This window comes from Buttiauxella sp. 3AFRM03 (genome assembly GCF_003675305.1).
GTDB classification, from domain to species: Bacteria; Pseudomonadota; Gammaproteobacteria; order Enterobacterales; family Enterobacteriaceae; genus Buttiauxella; species Buttiauxella ferragutiae.
In genome coordinates this window covers 3,739,174-3,758,802 of sequence record NZ_CP033076.1, presented here as the reverse complement: position 1 = coordinate 3,758,802, position 19,629 = coordinate 3,739,174, and the positions used below count along the sequence as shown (strand labels likewise).

The 19,629-nt window shown below is 53.6% G+C and carries 19 protein-coding genes; 16 read left to right on the top strand and 3 right to left on the bottom strand.

Features of this window, described 5'->3' with window-relative positions; genetic code table 11:
* Positions 1–10: 10 nt before the first annotated feature.
* Together D8682_RS19080 and D8682_RS19075 are read left to right on the top strand one after the other, a co-directional pair.
* On the top strand, positions 11–1,552 hold the full coding sequence (locus tag D8682_RS19080) for an MFS transporter (protein WP_121814889.1): 1,542 nt from the start codon (positions 11–13) through the stop codon (positions 1,550–1,552).
* A 12-nt stretch (positions 1,553–1,564) separates the two neighbouring features.
* A complete protein-coding gene (locus D8682_RS19075; protein WP_121814888.1) occupies positions 1,565–2,659 on the top strand; it encodes a cellulase family glycosylhydrolase in 1,095 nt (364 codons plus the stop codon).
* Between the two features lie 98 nt (positions 2,660–2,757).
* Here D8682_RS19075 and D8682_RS19070 read toward each other — a convergent pair whose 3' ends face one another.
* Entirely contained in the window at positions 2,758–3,771 is a 1,014-nt protein-coding gene (locus tag D8682_RS19070; protein ID WP_121814887.1) for a LacI family DNA-binding transcriptional regulator, read from the bottom strand.
* A gap of 198 nt (positions 3,772–3,969) precedes the next feature.
* Between D8682_RS19070 and D8682_RS19065 the strand changes: the two genes are divergently transcribed.
* Genes D8682_RS19065 through D8682_RS19045 form a run of 5 tightly spaced genes read left to right on the top strand, consistent with a single transcriptional unit; the run spans position 3,970 to position 8,280 of the window.
* Positions 3,970–5,718, top strand: a complete 1,749-nt coding sequence (locus D8682_RS19065) for a class I mannose-6-phosphate isomerase (RefSeq protein WP_121814886.1) — start codon at positions 3,970–3,972, stop codon at positions 5,716–5,718.
* 4 nt (positions 5,719–5,722) lie between these two features.
* Positions 5,723–6,151 carry a PTS sugar transporter subunit IIA gene (locus tag D8682_RS19060; protein ID WP_064543444.1) on the top strand — a complete coding sequence of 143 codons (429 nt, stop codon included), beginning with the start codon at positions 5,723–5,725 and terminating at the stop codon, positions 6,149–6,151.
* 9 nt (positions 6,152–6,160) lie between these two features.
* A complete protein-coding gene (locus D8682_RS19055) occupies positions 6,161–6,655 on the top strand; it encodes a PTS sugar transporter subunit IIB (protein ID WP_064543442.1) in 495 nt (164 codons plus the stop codon).
* Positions 6,656–6,667: 12 nt separating this feature from the next.
* The gene (locus tag D8682_RS19050) at positions 6,668–7,465 is read left to right on the top strand and encodes a PTS sugar transporter subunit IIC (protein WP_064513773.1); all 798 of its coding nucleotides are present in this window, start codon (positions 6,668–6,670) and stop codon (positions 7,463–7,465) included.
* On the top strand, positions 7,465–8,280 hold the full coding sequence (locus tag D8682_RS19045) for a PTS system mannose/fructose/sorbose family transporter subunit IID (RefSeq protein WP_064543441.1): 816 nt from the start codon (positions 7,465–7,467) through the stop codon (positions 8,278–8,280). Before D8682_RS19050 ends, D8682_RS19045 begins: the two co-directional genes overlap by 1 nt.
* Before the next feature lie 81 nt (positions 8,281–8,361).
* Here the strand turns inward: D8682_RS19045 and D8682_RS19040 are convergent, their stop codons facing one another.
* Both D8682_RS19040 and D8682_RS19035 read right to left on the bottom strand, forming a co-directional pair.
* Positions 8,362–9,144: a glucose-6-phosphate isomerase family protein gene (locus D8682_RS19040; protein ID WP_121814885.1), complete on the bottom strand. Its 783-nt coding sequence runs from the start codon at positions 9,142–9,144 to the stop codon at positions 8,362–8,364.
* A complete protein-coding gene (locus D8682_RS19035; RefSeq protein ID WP_121814884.1) occupies positions 9,137–9,700 on the bottom strand; it encodes a glucose-6-phosphate isomerase family protein in 564 nt (187 codons plus the stop codon). Before D8682_RS19035 ends, D8682_RS19040 begins: the two co-directional genes overlap by 8 nt.
* A gap of 211 nt (positions 9,701–9,911) precedes the next feature.
* On the opposite strand from D8682_RS19035, the gene D8682_RS19030 reads away from it, so the two are divergent.
* The 9 genes from D8682_RS19030 (at position 9,912) to D8682_RS18990 (ending at position 19,506) form a co-directional block, all read left to right on the top strand.
* On the top strand, positions 9,912–10,643 hold the full coding sequence (locus tag D8682_RS19030; protein ID WP_121814883.1) for a FadR/GntR family transcriptional regulator: 732 nt from the start codon (positions 9,912–9,914) through the stop codon (positions 10,641–10,643).
* A gap of 97 nt (positions 10,644–10,740) precedes the next feature.
* Positions 10,741–11,643, top strand: a complete 903-nt coding sequence (locus tag D8682_RS19025; RefSeq protein WP_121814882.1) for a 2-dehydro-3-deoxygalactonokinase — start codon at positions 10,741–10,743, stop codon at positions 11,641–11,643.
* Positions 11,640–12,287 (top strand): 2-dehydro-3-deoxy-6-phosphogalactonate aldolase, encoded by a 648-nt coding sequence (locus tag D8682_RS19020; protein ID WP_121814881.1) that lies wholly within the window; start codon positions 11,640–11,642, stop codon positions 12,285–12,287. The genes D8682_RS19025 and D8682_RS19020 overlap by 4 nt, the downstream gene beginning before the upstream one ends.
* A 3-nt stretch (positions 12,288–12,290) precedes the next feature.
* On the top strand, positions 12,291–13,160 hold the full coding sequence (locus D8682_RS19015; protein ID WP_121814880.1) for an SMP-30/gluconolactonase/LRE family protein: 870 nt from the start codon (positions 12,291–12,293) through the stop codon (positions 13,158–13,160).
* A gap of 26 nt (positions 13,161–13,186) precedes the next feature.
* A complete protein-coding gene (locus D8682_RS19010) occupies positions 13,187–14,611 on the top strand; it encodes a sugar porter family MFS transporter (RefSeq protein ID WP_238392780.1) in 1,425 nt (474 codons plus the stop codon).
* 47 nt (positions 14,612–14,658) lie between these two features.
* Positions 14,659–16,065: an MFS transporter gene (locus tag D8682_RS19005; protein ID WP_202914348.1), complete on the top strand. Its 1,407-nt coding sequence runs from the start codon at positions 14,659–14,661 to the stop codon at positions 16,063–16,065.
* Between the two features lie 22 nt (positions 16,066–16,087).
* Entirely contained in the window at positions 16,088–17,794 is a 1,707-nt protein-coding gene (gene ilvD, locus D8682_RS19000; RefSeq protein WP_121815735.1) for a dihydroxy-acid dehydratase, read from the top strand.
* Positions 17,794–18,699, top strand: a complete 906-nt coding sequence (locus D8682_RS18995) for a dihydrodipicolinate synthase family protein (protein ID WP_121814879.1) — start codon at positions 17,794–17,796, stop codon at positions 18,697–18,699. Before ilvD ends, D8682_RS18995 begins: the two co-directional genes overlap by 1 nt.
* Positions 18,700–18,723: 24 nt before the next feature.
* Entirely contained in the window at positions 18,724–19,506 is a 783-nt protein-coding gene (locus D8682_RS18990; protein ID WP_064543424.1) for an SDR family NAD(P)-dependent oxidoreductase, read from the top strand.
* The last annotated feature ends 123 nt before the right edge of the window (positions 19,507–19,629 follow it).

The window sequence follows — 19,629 nt, the reverse complement described above, 5'->3', positions numbered from 1 at the left end:
GAATAACAATATGAAACCTACTGAACGCAGAGTTGGCTACGGAACAGCCATAGGATATGGTGTTACCGATTTATTTGGCGGCGGAGCTTTTGCCATTATTGGCACATGGTTATTATTTTTCTACACCACCTATTGTGGATTATCAGTACTGGAAGCCGGTTCGATATTTGCTATTGCCCGTGTTATTGACGCCGTATTAAGCCCGATTATGGGTTATATCACCGATAACTTCGCCAATACCTGGCTGGGTAAACGTTTCGGTCGCCGTCGCTTCTTTTTACTGCTCAGCGCCCCACTGATGTTCTTATACGCCCTGCTGTGGGTAACAGATATGGGCTATTGGTATTATCTCGGTACCTATCTTTCCATTGAACTGCTGTCAGCAATGGTGCTGGTGCCGTGGGAAACATTGGCCGCAGAAATGACTAATCGCTATGCCGAACGCGCCCGTTTATCGGGTGTGCGAATGATCTGCTCACAACTCGGTGGTTTTCTGGCAGTTTCAGTGCCGGGCGTGATTATGCAGTTCACCGGCAAAGATAACCCGATGACTTATACCTACACCGGCCTGTTGTTCTCGGCTATTTTCTGCATCGCCGTCTTCACTACCTGGATGTGCACCTGGGAAGCGAAAGATGTGCGCGAAGAGTTTGAACCCGAAGCGGAAGGCGCAAATAGCGGCAATCTCTGGCATCATTTAAAAAGCCTGGTTTTAGACCTTCACTCCTCATTTAAAATTAAAATGTTCCGCCAGCACATTATTATCTACATCGCCTCATTTACGGCGATGGATGTCTTTGGTTCAGTATTTACTTATTACGTGGTTTACGGTTTGCATCAGGATACGGCTGCGGTTTCAGGTTATTTAAGCGTTGCCGCATTTGTTTCTGTTCCGGGAACATTTGTCTTTATGATGCTCCTCAGCAAATTTGACTTCTCACCGTCCGCTGCTCTGCGTTTATCTTATGGCTGTATTTTCTCGGTATTAGCCTTCTTATTTTATGCCTATATCACCAACCTGAATGTCTCGTTCATGGTGTTCTCAGCAGTATTTGTGGTATTGGGTATTTCGCGTGCGGGTCTTTATTTTATCCCATGGAACATTTACAGCTTTATTCCCGACATTGATGAAATTGTCACCAAAAAACGCCGCGAGGGAATATTTGCCGGTGTCATGGTATTAACCCGCAAAAGTACCGTGGCGATAGCCATCATGTTGATTGGTGTGGTGTTGGAAGAGAACGGTTTTGTTAAAGGCCAGGGCGAGCAACCTATTCAAGCCTTGCACGCCATTGTTGGGCTAATGATCTTTGCCACCGCAGCCTTACTGGCTATCAGCTTCTATATGACGTTCAAATTCAAGTTAACGCGTGAATCCCACAAGACGCTAATCAAAGAAGTGGCGCGCCTGAAACTGGGTGGCAATCTGGAAGATTGCGACATGGAAACCCGCAAAGTCATCAAAGATCTTACCGGTTATGAATATGACAAAGTCTGGGGCAATACGCCGGGGCGTAAAACCACCGCAACTTTAACCCCAGGTGCACCGTAAAGGAGCCGACACATGCGTACCCAATGGAGCAAACAACAAGCCGCAGAATGGCACAAAAATCAGGGCTGGATCTGCGGCTTTAACTACCTGCCCCGCAGTGCCGTGAACTGGACAGAACTGTGGCAACGCGAAACTTTTGACGCCGAAACCATCGACCAGGAACTGGGTTGGGCGCAGGAGATTGGCTATAACCAACTGCGCATCAATCTGCCGTTTATTGTCTGGCAGAACGACCGCGACGGGCTGCTGGAGCGTATCGAACAGTTTCTGGCGATAGCCGATAGCCACAGCATAAAAGTGATGCTGACATTAATGGATGACTGTGCGTTTTCCGGGGACGAACCATTTTTAGGGCCACAAAAAGCACCGGTTCCCGGCAAACATAACAGCCAGGCGGCAGCCAGCCCTGGGCGAGAAATTGTCTGCAATCGCGAGATGTGGCCGCAGCTTGAGCGCTACGTGCGAGACATTGTGCGCCATTTCAGAAGCGATTCGCGTATTGCTATCTGGGATTTGTACAACGAACCAGGCAACCGTGGCACGTTTACCAGCGGGCTTGAGGAAATACAGTTCGATGAAAAACTGGAACATTTTGCGCTGGAGCTGCTGCATAAAGTTTTCGCCTGGGCGCGTGACGAAGATCCTGCGCAACCGCTGACTGTTGGCGCATGGCATATTTCGCAGGATCCCGATCAACCGCTAACGGAGTATTTCGCGCATCCAATCGACGTTACCGCCGCCAGGCTTTCGGACGTGGTGAGTTTCCACGCATATCTTGCAACGCCGAAAATGCTGCAAGTATTGCGCTTCTGGCATACGTTCGAGCGCCCGCTGTTATGCACTGAATGGCTGGCGCGCCACGTCGGTTGCGTTATGGAGGAGCAACTGCCGCTGTTTGCCGCCCTGAACGTCGGTTGTTACCAGTGGGGGCTGGTACGCGGCAAAACGCAAACCACCCTCCCCTGGCCGTCAGTACGCAAAAGCGGCGTGGATTATGCGCAATTATGGTTCCACGATGTGCTCGACGAATACGGCATTCCCTTCCGCCAGCGCGAAATGGAATTGGTGCGCCGTTTAACCGAGACTGAGGACAAACTTTTATCGTAGGTCGGATTAGCGTAGCGACATCCGACGCTTTTATCTGTAACAACAGGCGCAAATGGTGGATGACGCTATCGCTTATCCACCCTACAAAACCCGTTTATCTATCTTAAACCAAACCCACATGACTCCCGCACCACCAGCGTGGGCGGGAGAATAATCCGTTTTGGCGGCTCGTCGTTGCCCTGAATGCGGCTAAACAACAACTCTCCGGCTTTGCGGCCAATCTCTTTGGCTGCCACCGAAACGGTGGTCAATGCAGGCTGCACTAACGACGCTTCGGTAATATCGTCAAACCCCACCAGCGCGAAATCCACACCGGTCTGACGCCCCATTTTGCGCAGCGTCTGCATCACGCCCAATGCCACAATATCCTGATAACACACCGCTGCCGTAATTTCCGGGTAACGGCGGAACAACTCCTCGGCCACCCGGGCCCCATCACTTTGGCTGGCAAGCGATGAAACCACCCATTCGCTTTTCGGCTGTATTCGATGCTCCAGCAATTTGCTGCTGTAACCGCCGATACGCTGCGCCCGGCTGATAGAGTTTTCACTGCCGCCGATAAACGCAATATTGCGATGCCCCATGCGCAGCAAATGTTGTGTTGCCAGTTGGGTGCCAAGGAAGTTGTCGGTGCCGACAAAATCGAAATCCACGTCATCCATCGGGCGCACCACCATAATCGCCGGAATATTGCGCCGCTTCAGGGTTTCAAAAAACAGCGGAGGCGTTTCCCGCGCCGCGCACAACACCATGCCGCAGGCGTTATTGCGCATCAGAGAATCAACGAACTTTTGCTGACGCTCGCCAGATTCCTCACTGTTTGCCAGAAACAGCAGCAAGTCGTGGCGTTCCATTTCCTGGCTAAGTCCCGCCGTCATTTCACCGTAAAAAGGGTTGGTGATGTCGTGCAATAACAGCCCCACCTGGTTGCTGGTGCGGTTGCGTAAATTCGCTGCTGTCTGGTTGTACACGTAGCCCAAATCATCCAGAGCTTTGAGCACGCGTTGGCGAGTAGCGTCAGAAATGCGGCCACGATTGCGCAGCACCATCGAAACGGTTGCGGTGGAAACTTCCGCTTGTTTTGCCACCTGGGCAAGGGTAACGGTGCTCATCGGCACTCCTCGGAATTACGTTATTCCCAATAGATTAATCGAATAACCAAAAATTTGCTTATCCACGTGTGAATGCCATCACAGATAACCCAACTTTAGGCAACATCTTAGCAAAAGTGACAGGTTAATCGCGTTTACCACTCTGTTCAAAGACGGTTAATCGATTAATCTTAATCTATCAGAAACAGGGAGAAAACTATGTATCCGGCATCTTATGACAAGTATCCCGAAGTCCGCGTTTCGGGATTTGACCATCAAGCCTGGCAGGGATGGTCTGCCATCAAACATGCAGTAAGCGAGAAACTGACACGCTCAGCGAAAACCGTGCTGGTGATTGACTGCTATCCCGGCGTTGAACTCGACACGCTCCACGCACAATTGATTAGCCAACTGAACCCACAATGCGTGATTAACGCGGAATCTGCGCGCCTCAGTGAACAACATCTGCATGATTTACTGGCCTATAACCTGACGGATGACCGCGTATTCGGCGTACTTTCTTGTCACCAGTTACCTGAGTTTTTCTGCCCCGACAAACTGGCACAAGCGCAGCGTGAAGTCGCTGACATCACATCAGGCCTGGTGGTGGTTTACGGCCCAGGAGCCGCACTAATTCATAGCGGTGATGTGCTGGTGTATGCGGATCTGGCGCGCTGGGAAATCCAGCAGCGTTTTCGCCGTGGCGAACTCGGCAACTGGGGTGCGAATAACACCGATGAAGATATTCTGCGCCGTTACAAGCGTGCCTTTTTCATTGAATGGCGCGTGTTTGACCGCCATAAAACACCGTTGCTGAAGCGTGCGGATTTCCTGCTCGATACCAATAACGCCGAACAACCGGCGATGGTCAGCGGCGAAGCGCTGCGCTGCGCGCTGCAACAAACCACGCAACAACCGTTCCGCGTGGTGCCATTCTTCGACCCAGGCGTCTGGGGCGGGCAATGGATGAAAGATAAATTCGATCTCGATCCCTCAAAGCCAAATTACGCATGGTGTTTTGACTGTGTGCCCGAGGAGAACAGCCTGTTACTGCGTTTTGGTGATGTGCGGATCGAGATCCCCTCTCAGGATCTGGTGTTGCTTTACCCGCGTCCGCTGCTTGGCGAGCGCGTCCATGCCCGTTTTGGTGCGGAGTTCCCGATCCGTTTCGATTTCCTCGATACCATCGGCGGGCAGAATTTAAGCTTCCAGGTTCATCCGGTAACCGAATATATCCAGCAGCATTTCGGCATGCACTACACCCAGGATGAGAGCTATTACATGCTGGAAGCCGAACCGGGTGCCGAAGTGTATCTGGGGACCAAAACAGGTATCAGTCCACAAGAAATGCTCGACGATCTCGCGGCCGCCCAACGTGGCGAAAAAGCGTTTGATGACGAGAAATTTGTGAATCGTTTTCCGGCGCGTAAACACGATCACTTCCTGATCCCGGCAGGTACCGTGCACTGTTCCGGATCCGGCGCGATGGTGCTGGAAATCAGCGCCACGCCGTACATTTTCACCTTCAAATTGTGGGACTGGGGGCGTTTGGGTCTGGATGGCCTGCCGCGCCCGGTGCATCTGGAACACGGCGCACAAGTGATTGACTGGCAACGCGATACGCAATGGGTGTCCGAACATCTGGTCAACCATTTTGAGTCGATTGCCGCAGGCGATGGCTGGAGTGAAGAACGCACCGGCCTGCATGAACGTGAATTTATCGAAACCCGTCGCCACTGGTTTACTCAACCGGTCACCCACCACACCCACGGCGGCGTCAACGTATTGAATCTGGTTGAAGGCGATGCCGCTCTGGTTGAAAGCCCGCACGGCGCATTCGAACCCTTTGTGGTGCATTACGCCGAAACCTTCATTGTGCCGGCGGCTGTCGGCGAATATCGCATTTCCCCATACGGTTGTGCTGCGGGTCAACAACTCGCCACCATGAAAGCCTGGGTAAGAGGATAACAAGATGATCAACGTGATTCTGGCAACACATGGTTCGCTTGCCGAAGCATTACTGGCTGGCGGCAAAATGGTCTACGGCGAACTGCCGCATGTTTTCCCCGTAATGCTGACGGAAAACAAGGGCATCAATAGTTTTGGCGATGAGTTTGCCGAAGTGCTGAAACAGGCCGGTAAAGGTGCTGACGGCGTGCTGGTGTTATGCGATTTGCAAAGCGGCACGCCGTGGAATATCGCCTGCCATCATGCATTCGACCCGCAAACGCAGCCACCTATGGCGGTGTTAGGTGGGGTGAATTTCCCGATGGTATTGCTGAGCGATGAAATAAAAGACCTGACCGATGTCGCACAGGCGGCAGAGGTTTTACTGGCAGAAACACACGACACGCTGGTTCAGGCGCAACTGACTGAAACCACACAATCTGATGATTTCTAAGGGGCAACGATGAGTATTTCTTTTGTGCGCATTGACGATCGAGTGATCCACGGCCAGCTGATCACCCGCTGGGCAAAAGAGTTGCCGTGCGATGGGATCGTCGCCATTGATGATGCCGTTGCCGCCGATCCGCTGTTGTCATCGGTGATGAAAGGCGCTGTGCAGGACACCAAAGTCTGGCTGTTTGATACCGCCACCGCGATTGAAAAACTGCCAAAGATCATCGCCAGTGAGAAGCACTATTTCGTGATTGGTAAATCTCCGGTAACGCTAAAACGCATTGAGGAAGCGGGTATCAGCCTGCAAAACAGCAATAAGAAAATCAACGTTGGCCCGATGAGCGCGCGAGCCACCACCACCACCATTGGCCCGAATCAATCTGTGAACCCCGAAGAGATAGCGGCGTTCGACTATCTGCTGCTGCGCGGGCATCAGATTGAATTTCGACTGGTACCTGATGCCAGCAGTTACAGCTGGCAGGATGCTCGACAAAAACTCAAATAAAGGAGTGCATTTATGGCTTTCGAAGCAGCTCTAATCGGCATTCTCTGTTACCTCGGTGCACTTAGCAGCCCATGGCTGCTGGGGTTGACCGGCGGCTGGTATTTAATTACCCGCCCACTGGTTTCAGGGATGCTGGTAGGTTTTATTCTCGGCGATGTGCAAACCGGGATTATCATCGGCGTGGCGGTTCAGGCCGTGTATATCGCGATGGTCACTCCCGGCGGTTCGATGCCTGCGGATCTCAACTTTGTTGCTTTCCCGGCAATCGCACTCGGCATTCTTTCCAATAAAGGCCCGGAAGTGGCTGTGGCGCTGGCAGCGACCATCGGCATTGCGGGTACGGTGTTGTTTAACGCCATGATGGTGCTCAATTCCTGGTGGAACCACCGCGCGGATATTGCGCTGGAGAAAGGCGACGAGCGCGGCGTGTATCTCAACAGTGCTATCTGGCCGCAAGCCACCAATTTCCTGATGCGTTTTATTCCGACGTTTATCGCAGTCTATTTCGGCGCGCAGTACATCAACGCCTTTATGGACAGCCTGCCGCACATCGTTCTTTCCACCATGAACGTGTTGGGCGGGATTCTGCCTGCGGTAGGTATCGCGATTTTGCTTAAGCAAATTATCAAGAATTACAGCATGTTGATTTACTTTCTGGTGGGGTTTATCTGCATTGTTTTCCTGAAGCTAAACATGGTGGCGCTGGTGATTGTCGGCGCGTTGCTGGCACTGATTCACTACAACTACAAACCTGAGCCGCAGGCTGAACGCACAGCCTCCACGCCCGCTGATGATGAGGATGAATTCTGATGGAAGAACGTAAACTCACTCGCCAGGATTTGCGCCGTTGCTGGCGCAGTTGGATGATGTACAACCTTTCGTCCATGAGCTTTGAGCGCCTTGAGTCATTCGGCTTTTGTTTGAGTATGTTGCCGGTGGCGAAAAAGCTCTATCCCGATGACGAACAACGCAAAGAGATGCTCAAACGCCATGCGTCGTTCTACAACACCGAGCCGCAGCTGGGGGCGATCGTCAACGGCATGGTGCTGGGTCTTGAGGAGAAACGCGCCAACGGCGAGCCGATAGACGGCGAAACCATCAACACGCTGAAAGTTGGCCTGATGGGGCCAGTGGCGGGGATTGGTGATTCGATGATACCGGGCATGCTGATCCCGATTCTGCTCAGTATCGGCATGGCGCTGGCAGCGGGCGGCAACATTCTCGGGCCACTGTTTTATTGCGTGGCGTGGCTGGCGATTATTATTCCCGGCTCGTGGTTCCTGTTCCTGAAAGGCTACCGCATGGGGTCAACCTCGGTTGAGATGCTGGTAAGCAGCAAATCGACGCGCCTGCGTGAAGCGCTATCGTTATTAGGCGTGTTCGTGATGGGCGGCGTGGCGGCAAGTTACGTGAAACTCGGCACTGGGCTAGAGTTTGTCACCAAAGATGGCGTGAATATCCATGTGCAGCAGATGCTGGACGGAATTTTCCCTAATCTGCTGCCGCTGTTGGTGGTGATTGGCACCTGGTATTTGATGGCGAAACGCGGTGTGTCACCGGTGAAAGCAATGTTGTTGTTATTGGTGTTGGCGGCGGCGGGTGTGGCTGTGGGGCTGTTCTCGTAAAACATGGTGGATGACGCTGCGCTTATCCCCCCTACGACACCAAACTCGTAGGTCGGGTAAGCGCAGCGTCACCCGACTTTTTTAAGGATGGAACCCCACCCACTTCCCGCTCACCATTCCCGGCTTTGAAATAAACTGAAAACGCGCCGGATCATCAATAAATTGTTGATACAGCGGCGCATCGGTAATCCCAAATTCGGTATATTGGCGTGGCGAGGTCACCTGTAAACGCCCCGGCATATAACGGCGATTATGCTGCCAGGCAATATGCTCATCTTGCAAAAGCGGATACCACGCCAGCCCCTTGTATGCCCGCACCGCATCGTATTCGAAACCATATTCCCGGTCGCACCAGGCACCAAACGTCAGCGGTTCATCCGGCGAGGCAGAAATCGTCGCGTGTGCCCAACCCGGCGGCACCAGCACTTTCTCACCAGGCCCCGCGCAAACCGCAAAACAGCGCCCTGGGTCGTCAGCTACATATTCCTGCATGTAGATAATCGCTTTGCCCTGCCAGATTTCATACAGCTCAGGCGGCGACCAACCGCTGTGTTCACTGATGCGGTGAATATGTCCCTGGCTGCGAATCGGCTCATCGCCCAGGCGGCCAGAAGCGTAAGTCACCACGCCAAACAGCAGCATGCGTTTTTTAAGCTCATCGGTGTCCTGCAAACGCGCCACATCCATCACGATGGCATACACGTCTTCCGGGCCATTGCATGCTGGATCGCGCAACGAGGCGCGGATCTGATCGAGTTTGCGGATCTCCGGTACGGGGCCAATCACCTCTTCGCCATAGCTAAAGCCTATCGGCTGGTGGTGGATCGCCATATCCAGCCCAAAATTCAGGTGCTGTTCAGCCATTTTGCACCTCTTTGCCGTGAATTTTTCCGCCTTGCAACACCACGCGCAGCGCAAAGCCTTGTGCCAGCGCCGCGTAATCATGCCCGGCAATGGTTGGCCAAACGGCAAGTGCGGAGAGAACTTCAGTTCCGGTGTTAATCAAACGGTGCGCTGTCGCACCTGGAATAATATGCACTGAACCCGCCGAAACCTGCTCAAAGCGCGCTTTTCCCTGCTCATCCTGCAGCAGCAATAAGCCCGTTCCGCGCAGGCCAAAATAGACTTCGCCTTGTTCACGCCGTTGATGGAAATGGCCACGCGTCATGTAAAACTCGTCGCCGATTCGCCCCGGATTCAGGTGCGTGGTGCCAGCATAAAGCTCACCTTCGCCCTGCGGAGATTTCAGCATTTCGACCTGATAGATTGCCGTTTCCGGCGGCAATGCTCGCCAGGCGTCGGTATCGTAAAAAACGCCAGCCAGATCGCCGCTACGGGTAACCTTAGTGATGAGATCTTCAGCCGTAAAATGGCCGTTGTGGAATGCCACGCAAGGCGGCATGTTGACAGAAATGTTCATTTTGATTCTCCGGCCCAAGGAGAACTGCCTAATCAGCATAGCAAGGTTAATCGATTAACCCTAAGCCCAGGCCGGAGAATGTCGATCTGCGTCGCGTTAATTCATTACGGAGCCATGCTCTCTTATCTTTTAAGTACATACAGTGCGATCAAAGTGCGATTAGCTTATTATGTCGCTCATTTCCAGGTTCAGACTTGATCGAGAAAGTGTAATGAAACTCCCACAGGCCAGCATTTCAGAATCCGTCACCCAGCATCTTGCGCGGCGAATTATGCACGGCGATCTTGCGCCAGGACTGTCATTGCCTGGCGAGAACGAATTAGCCGTTGAATACGAAGTCTCCCGGACTTCAGTGCGTAACGCACTTCAGGTATTAGCTGCCAAGGGGCTTATCTCGATTCAGGCCAAGAAACGCAGCACGGTGAATAGCCGCGAACTGTGGAGCCTGTTGGATATTGATGTGTTGGGCTGGCTGGCTGAAGGTGAACTTGACCTTAAACTGGTTGAGCAACTGATTGTGACGCGCCTGATTTTCGAGCCTAATGTGGCAACGCTTGCGGCGTTAAACGCCAACGGACACGATCTGGCGGCGATGGAAGATGCGCTCCAGTTAATGCGCAATGGCCAACTCGAAGCACAAAGATCGTTATTCGAAGAAGGCGATATGGCGTTCCACCATGCGTTATTACGCGCCACGCATAATCCCTTTCTTTTAGCCCTTGGCAACGCGCTTTCCGCCGCCATGGCGCTCTCCTTTAAGCAAACGCTGGAAAAAGACGTGCGCCAGACCAAAGCCGCCGTCGACGAACACTACCTGCTATTCGATGCTATCCGCCTGAAAGAAGTCGATAAAGCCCGCCTGCAAATGCGTAATATTTTGCTCAATGCCGCTAAAAAACGCATCTGGCAGGATCGACCGGAAATGTTCGACCACATTATTTGATCCTCATCTGACGTAATTTCGATCTCCCTCACACACTGTGGGTGCTTTTTGTTCTAGCATTCTTGTATTACAAGATTGCATGGTTTGTATTACTTGAATGAAAACTCACTGGATTGCCATCGACTGGGGAACCACCAACTTCCGTGCATTTTTAATGTCCGGTTCGCAGCCTGTTTCCCGAATTAGCCAGCCTTGCGGGTTGTTATCCGTTGAAAAGGGGCAATTTGCCTCGACGCTGCAAACGTTGCTGCACGCGTGGTTAGAAGAGCTCGGCAACCTGCCGATTGTAATGGCAAGAATGGTTGGTTCGCAGCAAGGCTGGCATGAAGTGCCTTATGCACCGCTCCCCTGTCTTGCCGAAGATCTGGCTGCTCGTACGCTGGCTTTCACCACCGACTGGGGCAGCCCGGCGTGGATTATTCCCGGCGCGAACGGCAACAGTCGGTTCTCTCAGCCAGACGTAATGCGCGGTGAAGAAGTACAACTATTAGGCCTGGCGTTGCTGCATCCTGCCAGCCAGCACACCGCCTTGTTGCCCGGCACGCACAGCAAACATGCGCAAATGGTGAATGGTGAAATTACCTCGTTCGCCACCTTTATGAGCGGCGAAATATTCTCGCTGCTCAGTCAGCATTCCATTCTCGGGCGTGCGCTGCCAGAACAGCAGGAAGATACAGACGCTTTCTTGTCAGGTGTGAAAGCCGCCCGGCAAGGCGCGCCATTTACCCACTTAATCTTCTCAGCCCGCACCCGCCGCCTGGCCGGCGAAATTGCTGAAACTGGTGTTCACAGCTATTTGTCCGGCTTAACCATTGGCTACGAATTGCAGGCCGTACCCGCCGGGCAACAGGCGTGGCTGGTCGGCAGCCCGTCACTAACCGCCCGCTATCAGCTTGCCGCAGGCGAGTTGGGGCTGAATCTCACGGCAATTAACGGCGATGACTGTTTTATTCATGGCCTGTGGCACCTCTTTACCCAGCTTCAAGGAAACCCATCATGAGCCCGGAAAATTTCATTGCCCAATGGCAACAAGAGCCGTTACCGCTGGTCGCCATTTTGCGCGGCATCACGCCTGAAGATGCCGTCGAAGCGGCAGAAATCCTGCTCGAGTGCGGTTTTCACTATCTTGAAGTGCCGCTGAATAGCCCGTCACCGCTGGAGTCGATTGCTTTGATGCGCAGCGTGGTGGGCGAGCGTGGCTATGTGGGTGCCGGAACGGTGCTGACAGTTGAACAAGTTGATGCGGTAGCCGAATGCGGCGGGCAACTGATTATTTCCCCAAGTTGCTGCCCTGAAGTGATTCGCCGCACGCGCCTGCTCAAGTTGATCAGCATGCCGGGGATCATGACGCCCAGCGAGGCGTTCATCGCGATCGACGCCGGAGCCAGCGCACTGAAGTTGTTCCCGGCGGAGCATGTCAGCCCGGTCGTTACCAAAGCTTTCCGCGCGGTGGTTCCACGCAGTGTCGCCATGCTGCCGGTTGGCGGTATCCAGCCAGACGCCGCACAAATGCGCAGTTACATCCAGGCAGGCGCTAACGGTTTTGGTCTTGGCGGCGGTTTGTATCAGGCCGGTTTGAGCATGCCGACCCTTCGTGAACGTGCCCAGGCTTATCAACACGCCTGGCGCCAGTGCGCGGGCTAAATCATGAATCAAGGTATCGGCGGCAATATCGAGGCAATCGGTGAATATCGTGCGCAGTTGGGTGAAACGCCGGTGTGGTGTCGCCGGAGCGGTTCGCTGTTGTGGGTCGATATCTTGCAAAATCGCCTGTTGCGTTACTGGCCGAATCAAGCCGGAAGCGTTGATGTTCGCCCGATGCCGGTTTTCACCAGCGCGGTGCTGCTGACCTCTGAGCCAGAGATTTTCCTGGTGGTCAGTCAGAGTGGTATCTCGCTGTACAACTACCAAAACCAACAGTCGAGTGCGGTTTGTGCGTGGCCGAATGATGCCCACGGAACACGCCCAAATGAAGCCGCCATTGCGCCTGATGGTTCGCTGTGGTTTAGCACCATGGACCCAACCGCTCAGAAGGCGATTGGCAGCTGGTATCGAGTCTGCGCGGATTCCCCCACGCCTCAGCATTTGCTGGGCGGTTTGTTAGTCCCGAATACCCTGCAATGGATCGGCGAAAACGTCTGGTTTGCCGATTCGTTACGTCACCATTTTTACCGTGCGACGTTGCAGCCACACGGGCTGCACATCGAACAGGAATACCAGGTCAACGGCATTCCCGATGGCTCGACGCTGACCGACGATGGCGAACTGATTAACGCTTGCTGGGGAAGTTCCTGCCTGGCGCGCTACCGAATAGACAATCTCCAACTGGTTGAATCTGGCCGCATAACCTTGCCCGTCAGCCAGCCCAGCAGTTGCACGTTCGGTGGCCCAAATTTATCCGATCTTTACATCACTTCTGCACGAGATGGACTTGCCCGACCCGTCGCCCTGGATGGCGCGGTTTTAAAAATAACAACAACAATTGCAGGCACACCCGCCCGCAAATTCAGGATCTAAAAATCCATAACTTTGAGGCGTTATTAATGAATACGATCTCTTCCCCTACACAGACTAATCGGCAGACTTTACTGGTCTGCTTCCTTGCCGCACTCGCCGGGCTGCTATTTGGCCTCGATATGGGCGTCATCGCCGGCGCACTGCCGTTTATCGCTAGCGAATTTAATCTCAGCAGCCATCACCAGGAAATTGTCGTCAGTATCATGATGTTAGGTGCGGCGCTCGGCGCACTGTGCTGCGGCCCGATGTCATCAACCCTTGGACGCAAGAAAAGCCTGTTGCTCGGTGCAGTGCTATTTATCGTCGGTTCTCTGGGTTGTGCCGTCGCGCACAGCATGGAAGTGCTCGCGGTATCGCGCTTTATTCTCGGCCTGGCCGTGGGCGTTGCATCGTTTACCGCGCCGCTGTATCTGTCTGAAATCGCAACGGAACGTATTCGTGGCAGCATGATTTCTCTTTATCAGTTGATGATTACGATCGGCATTCTGGCGGCGTTTTTGTCTGATGCGGCATTGAGCGAAGGCGGCCACTGGCGCTGGATGCTGGGCGTTATTACATTCCCGGCGATCATCCTGTTTGTCGGCGTGCTGACACTGCCTGAAAGCCCGCGCTGGCTGGCAATGAAAAACAAGCATGAACTGGCTGGAAAAGTGCTGAAGCTGCTGCGTAACTCCGATAAAGAAGCGCAGGACGAGCTGAATCAAATTCGCGAAAGCGTGAAGATGAAGCAACGCGGTTTGCAGCTTTTCTTGCACAACCCACACTTCCGCCGTTCCACTTACCTCGGCGTGTTACTCCAGTTTATGCAGCAATTCACCGGTATGACGGTGATCATGTACTACGCCCCGAAGATCTTTGAGATCGCCGGTTTTGCCACCACCCGCGAACAAATGTGGGGCACCGTAATTGCAGGCTTAACCAACGTGCTGGCGACGTTTATCGCGATTGCTCTGGTTGACCGTTGGGGACGCAAACCTATCCTGAAACTGGGCTTCTCAGGCATGGCCATCTGCATGGGCATTCTCGGTTATATGTTCCATAGCGGCATTTCTAACCCGACTGAGCAATACACCGCCGTTATCGTGTTGCTGATTTTCATCACCGGTTTTGCGATGAGTGCTGGCCCGTTGATTTGGGTGCTGTGTTCAGAGATCCAGCCGCTCGCTGGGCGCGATTTTGGCGTCACCTGTTCCACGATGGCGAACTGGATCGCCAATATGATCATCGGTGCTACTTTCCTGACGCTGATCGACACCATCGGCAGCCCGAATACCTTCTGGCTGTATGGCGCGCTGAACGTGGTGTGTATTGTGCTGACCCTTCTGTTCATTCCTGAAACCAAAAATATTTCTCTGGAACATATCGAACGCAACTTAATGCGCGGTAATGCGCTGCGCCATATCGGCCAGCCGCAACAGAGCAAGACCAGTAACCCAATCACCACCGAATAAAACAACAACAGGCCTGAGCTCAGAATTCAGGCCCCCTACCTCTGGAGATGACAATGAGTAACATAATCGAGAGTACATCAGCGAATTCAGCCGCTGAATCGCGGGTTTACAGCAAGATAACCCGGCGACTGATTCCGTTTTTGATTTTGTGTTATTTCTTCGCCTATCTGGACCGCGTTAACGTCGGCTTCGCCAAACTGCATATGCAGGATGCGCTGAATTTCAGTGACACGGTGTATGGCCTGGGTGCCGGTATTTTCTTTATCGGCTATTTCCTGTTTGAGATGCCAAGCAACTTGCTGATGCAGAAGTTTGGGCCACGTTTCTGGATTGCCCGCATTATGGCAACCTGGGCGGTGCTCTCAGCAGGCATGATGTTCGTCACCACGCCGACCCAATTCTACGTGGTGCGGTTTTTACTCGGCGTGGCCGAAGCAGGTTTCTTCCCTGGCATCGTGTTTTATCTCACGCTGTGGTTCCCGTCGTGGCGTTCTGCACGCACCCTGGGGCTGTTTATTCTGGTCACCCCACTTTCAACCATTATCGGTAGCCCGCTGTCCGGACTGATCCTCAAACTTTTTGAAGGCGTTGGCAGCCTGCATAACTGGCAATGGCTGTTTTTGGTTGAAGCGATCCCCTCTTTCCTGCTCGCTTTTGTGGTGCTGCGTTATCTCGATAACGACGTGAAGTCAGCGAAATGGCTGAGCGATGCCGAAAAGCAGGTGGTCATTAACGATCTGGCAAAAGATGAAGCCAACCGCGCGCTGCTCAATAAAGGCAAAGTGGATAGCAGCCTGAAAGGGATGCTGAAAAACGGTTATGTCTGGCTGCTGGCACTGGTGTTTTTCAGCTTCAACATCGGCTATTACGGCATCAACTTCTGGCTGCCTTCGATCATCAAAAGCTCCGGCGTGAATGACGATTTGTATATCGGCCTGCTGGCGGCGCTGCCGTATGTCTTCGGCGCGGCATTTATGGTGTGGAACAGCCGCCACTCTGACCTCAAGCAAGAGCGCCGCTGGCATATCGCCATCCCTGCGCTGGTTGGCTGTATCGGCCTGACGTTAAGCGCGTATTGCAGCGGCTCTACCTTCTGGATGATGGCGTGGATTTGCGTGGCGATGTCCGGCACCCTGGCGCTGATTCCAACCTATATCAGTCTGCCCGGCGCGCTGCTGTCTGGCACTGCCGCCGCTGCAGGTATCGCTTTCGTGAACTCGATTGGCAACCTGGCCGGTTTCTTCGGCCCGACTGTGCTGGGCTGGCTGAAAGATACCACCGGACGTACAGATATCGGCTTATACATTCTGGCGGGTTTCCTGCTGCTTTGTGTACCGCTCATCCTGCTTTTGCCTGCACGCCTGGCAAACCCTAAAAAAGTGATAGTTCAACCTGAACAAAGCGGTGTGCAGCCTAATGCTGCGCATCAAATCAATGCGGCACCTCGTCGTTAACGAACAAAAAGAGATTGTGAATATGAGCGGATGTGGCGGATGTGCCAGCTGTGGCACGCATTTCAACCCGATCCTCGAAGGTGATGATGGCGCATTGAAACGTGCGCTGTACAAATCCATGGGGCATACCGATGAGCAACTGCGCAAACCGGTAATCGCCGTGGTGAACAGTTATACAAATGCTACGGCGGGCCATGCCAACCTGAATGAGCTGACGGCAAAAGTGCTGGAAGGTATCGACGAAGCCGGTGGCGTGGGCATGGTGTTTGGCACCATCGCGCCGTGTGACGGTATCGCCGAAGGGCATTTGGGGATGCGTTATATCCTCGCCGCCCGCGAAGTGATTACCGCGTCTATCGAAGTGATGATGCGCGCTCACCGTTTTGACGGCATGGTGCTGCTTGGCTCATGCGACAAAATCGTTCCGGCGATGTTAATGGCGGCGGCGCGTTTAGATATACCGGCGATTATGGTTAACGGCGGGCCAATGTATCCGGCTGAATATAAAGGTAAACACTGGGACGGCAATATCGTCACTGAAGCCATTGGCTGGAAGATGCGCGGTGAAATCAGCGAAGAAGAGTTTGCCCATATCGAGAATATTGCCGAGCCAGGCCCTGGCTCCTGCACCATGTACGGCACCGCGAATACCATGTGCTGCATTGGTGAAGTATTGGGTATGAGTTTGCCGGGCAGCAGTACGCTGCCTGCGGTATCGCAAGAACGCCGCGATTGCGCCGTAGAAACCGGCCGTCAGGCGGTGGAACTGGTGCTCAATGGCGTGAATGCGCGCCAGATTATTACCGCGCAATCCATTCATAACGCGATGGTTTATTTGCTGGCAACCGGCGGTTCAACCAATGCAATTTTGCATCTACAAGCCATTTATTACGAAGCCGAGCTAGGCCATCTGCCGCTGTCCGCTTTTGATGAACTCAGCCACCGTGTGCCGCTGGTGGCCTCGCTGTATCCGGCCTCCGAGCACGACATGATCGACTTCTGGGAAGCCGGTGGCGTGCAGGCGGTAGAAGTTGAAATCAGCAAACTGATGCACCTGGATGCGCTGACCGTTGCCGGTAAAACTAAAGCCCAGTTGCTTGCCGACACTAAACGCAGTTGCCGCCCGGAAGTGATTCACACGCTGGCTATTCCGGTGCGTAACGAAGCGGGTGTCGCCGTGCTGCATGGCAACATTTCGCCGCTGGGTTGCGTAGTCAAACCGGCTGCCGTTCCGGAAAACCTGATGGTGTTCCGTGGCCCTGCGGTGGTGTTCAACAGCGAGCAGGAATCTGTGGATGCGATTATGTCCGGCCAGATTCAGCCCGGCAGCGTGCTGGTGCTGCGCTACGAAGGCCCGAAAGGCGGGCCGGGGATGCCGGAAATGTATAAGCCGATGAAATCGCTGGAAGGCATGGGGCTTTCTGATACTTGCGCGTTGATTACCGACGGGCGTTTTTCTGGCTCCAACCGTGGGCTGTTCGTCGGCCATATCTCGCCGGAAGCGGTAGATGGCGGTGAGTTAGGGCTGGTGGAAAACGGCGATGAAATCTCAATTGATATTCCATCACGCTTGCTGACGCTGCATGTGGCGGAAGATGTGCTGGCAACACGCCGTGAAAACTGGCAGCCGGTAAACAAAGAAGTGCCTCGCGGGTTCTTACGTTTGTATCGCCGCTGGGCGCTGCCTGCCGCGCAAGGCGCGGTGCTGGCTGACCGGGAGGACGACTGATGACTAAGCACTATACGGCGCAAGACATCGGTGGCGTGAATCCCATTACCGCGATGCCGTTTACGCCGGCGGGCGAAATTGACGAACACAGTTTTGTGCGCCTGCTGGAGCATCTTTCCACCAGCGGAGCGCAAGGCACCACGCTGTTTGGCATCGCCAGTGAATTCCCGAAATTGCACGATCAGGAACGCGATCGGCTGGCACAAATGTTTGTCTCGACGCTGGCAGGTAGCCCGCTTTATCGGGCGATGTCGGTGACCGATCACAGCACTGAGCTGGCGATAAAACGGGCGCGTTACTACGCCAAATTAGGTGTGGATGCGCTGATGCTACTGCCACCGTTCTTCCTTAGCCCTAATCCACAGGCCATTCAGGAACATATTTTTGCCGTGCTGGAAGCGGTCGATATCCCGGTCATGGTTCAGTACGCACCGGGTGAAACCGGCCTGCCGATTACGCCGGAACAACTGGCAGTGGTCGCAGACCGCTACCCGCATGCGGTATTCAAAATTGAGTGTAACCCACCGGTCGACTATACCCGCGAGTTCCTGAAACTGGCACCACAGGCCAGCGTGCTGAACGGTTATGCCGGGCTGTATATGCTGCAAATGCTGGCGGCAGGCGGAAAAGGTGTGATGCCGGGTTGTTCGTTTACCGAGGTTTATGTGCGGATTTACCAGCACTGGCAACGGGGCGAAACGGCGCAAGCCGAGGCGTTACATCAGGCGTTGTTGCCGTATATCCAGCGCTGGATGACGCACTGCGAATACATCATTCAGGTTGAGAAAACCCTGCTGCAACGACGTGGGATTATTGCCAGCGATTATTGCCGCAAGCCGGGCTGGCAGCTTTCTACGGAAGACCATCAGACCCTTGATCGCTTCCTGAACGAATTCCAACTCTAAGCTTAGCTTTTTGAGGTTAACGAAATGAGCAGTCAAAAATCAGCACGCGTTGTGATTGTTACCGGAACCAGCCAGGGTATCGGCCAGGCCATTGCACAGACCTTTCTGAGCAATGGCGATATTGTTATCGGTTGTGCTTTTTCAGCGCTGGAAAGAGCGCCAAATGCCCAAAAAATGCTGGCTGAATATCCCGAACGCTATTTCTATTTTTCCGTCGACGTGACCAAAACGGAGTCTATTAAGCAATTCGTTATTGATGCCGAAAAGCTTTTTGGGCGCATTGATGTGGTGGTGTCTAACGCCGGTAAAAACGTCTTTAAAGGGATCGATTGTGAAGAGAGCGATTGGGCGCATAACTTCGATCTGAACTTGCGATCGCACTGGTATCTGGCGAAATGCGCCCGCCCGGCGCTGCAAAAAAGCAAAGGGACGATCCTGGTGATCACCTCGAATCATGCGTTTTCAACCATGCCTGGCTGCGCGCCGTATAACATCAGCAAGCGCGCCCTGCTTTCACTGGTGCAAAGCCTGACTATCGAATGGGGGCCAGAAATTCGCACCGTGGGTATCGCGCCTGGTTTTATCGACACCGACGGCAATCAGGTCTGGTTTGACTCGCATGCCGATGGCAAAGCCGCCCGCGACAAAACTATTCGCAAACACCCGGTAGGCCGCATTGGGCGTGCCGAGGAAGTCGGCGATTTGTGCCTGTTCTTATCCAGCGATAAAGCCGGGTTTATTGCCGGAACGACAATTGTGATGGATGGCGGGCGCAGTGCGATTATGCAGGATGAGGACGATGCGTAAGGAAAAAGGGGAGCAAATGCTCCCCCGAAACTGATGACAAACGTCTTCGTAGGTCGGATAAGCGCAACGTCATCCGACACTTTTATATGCAATAACAGGCGTAAATGGTGGATGACGCTAGCG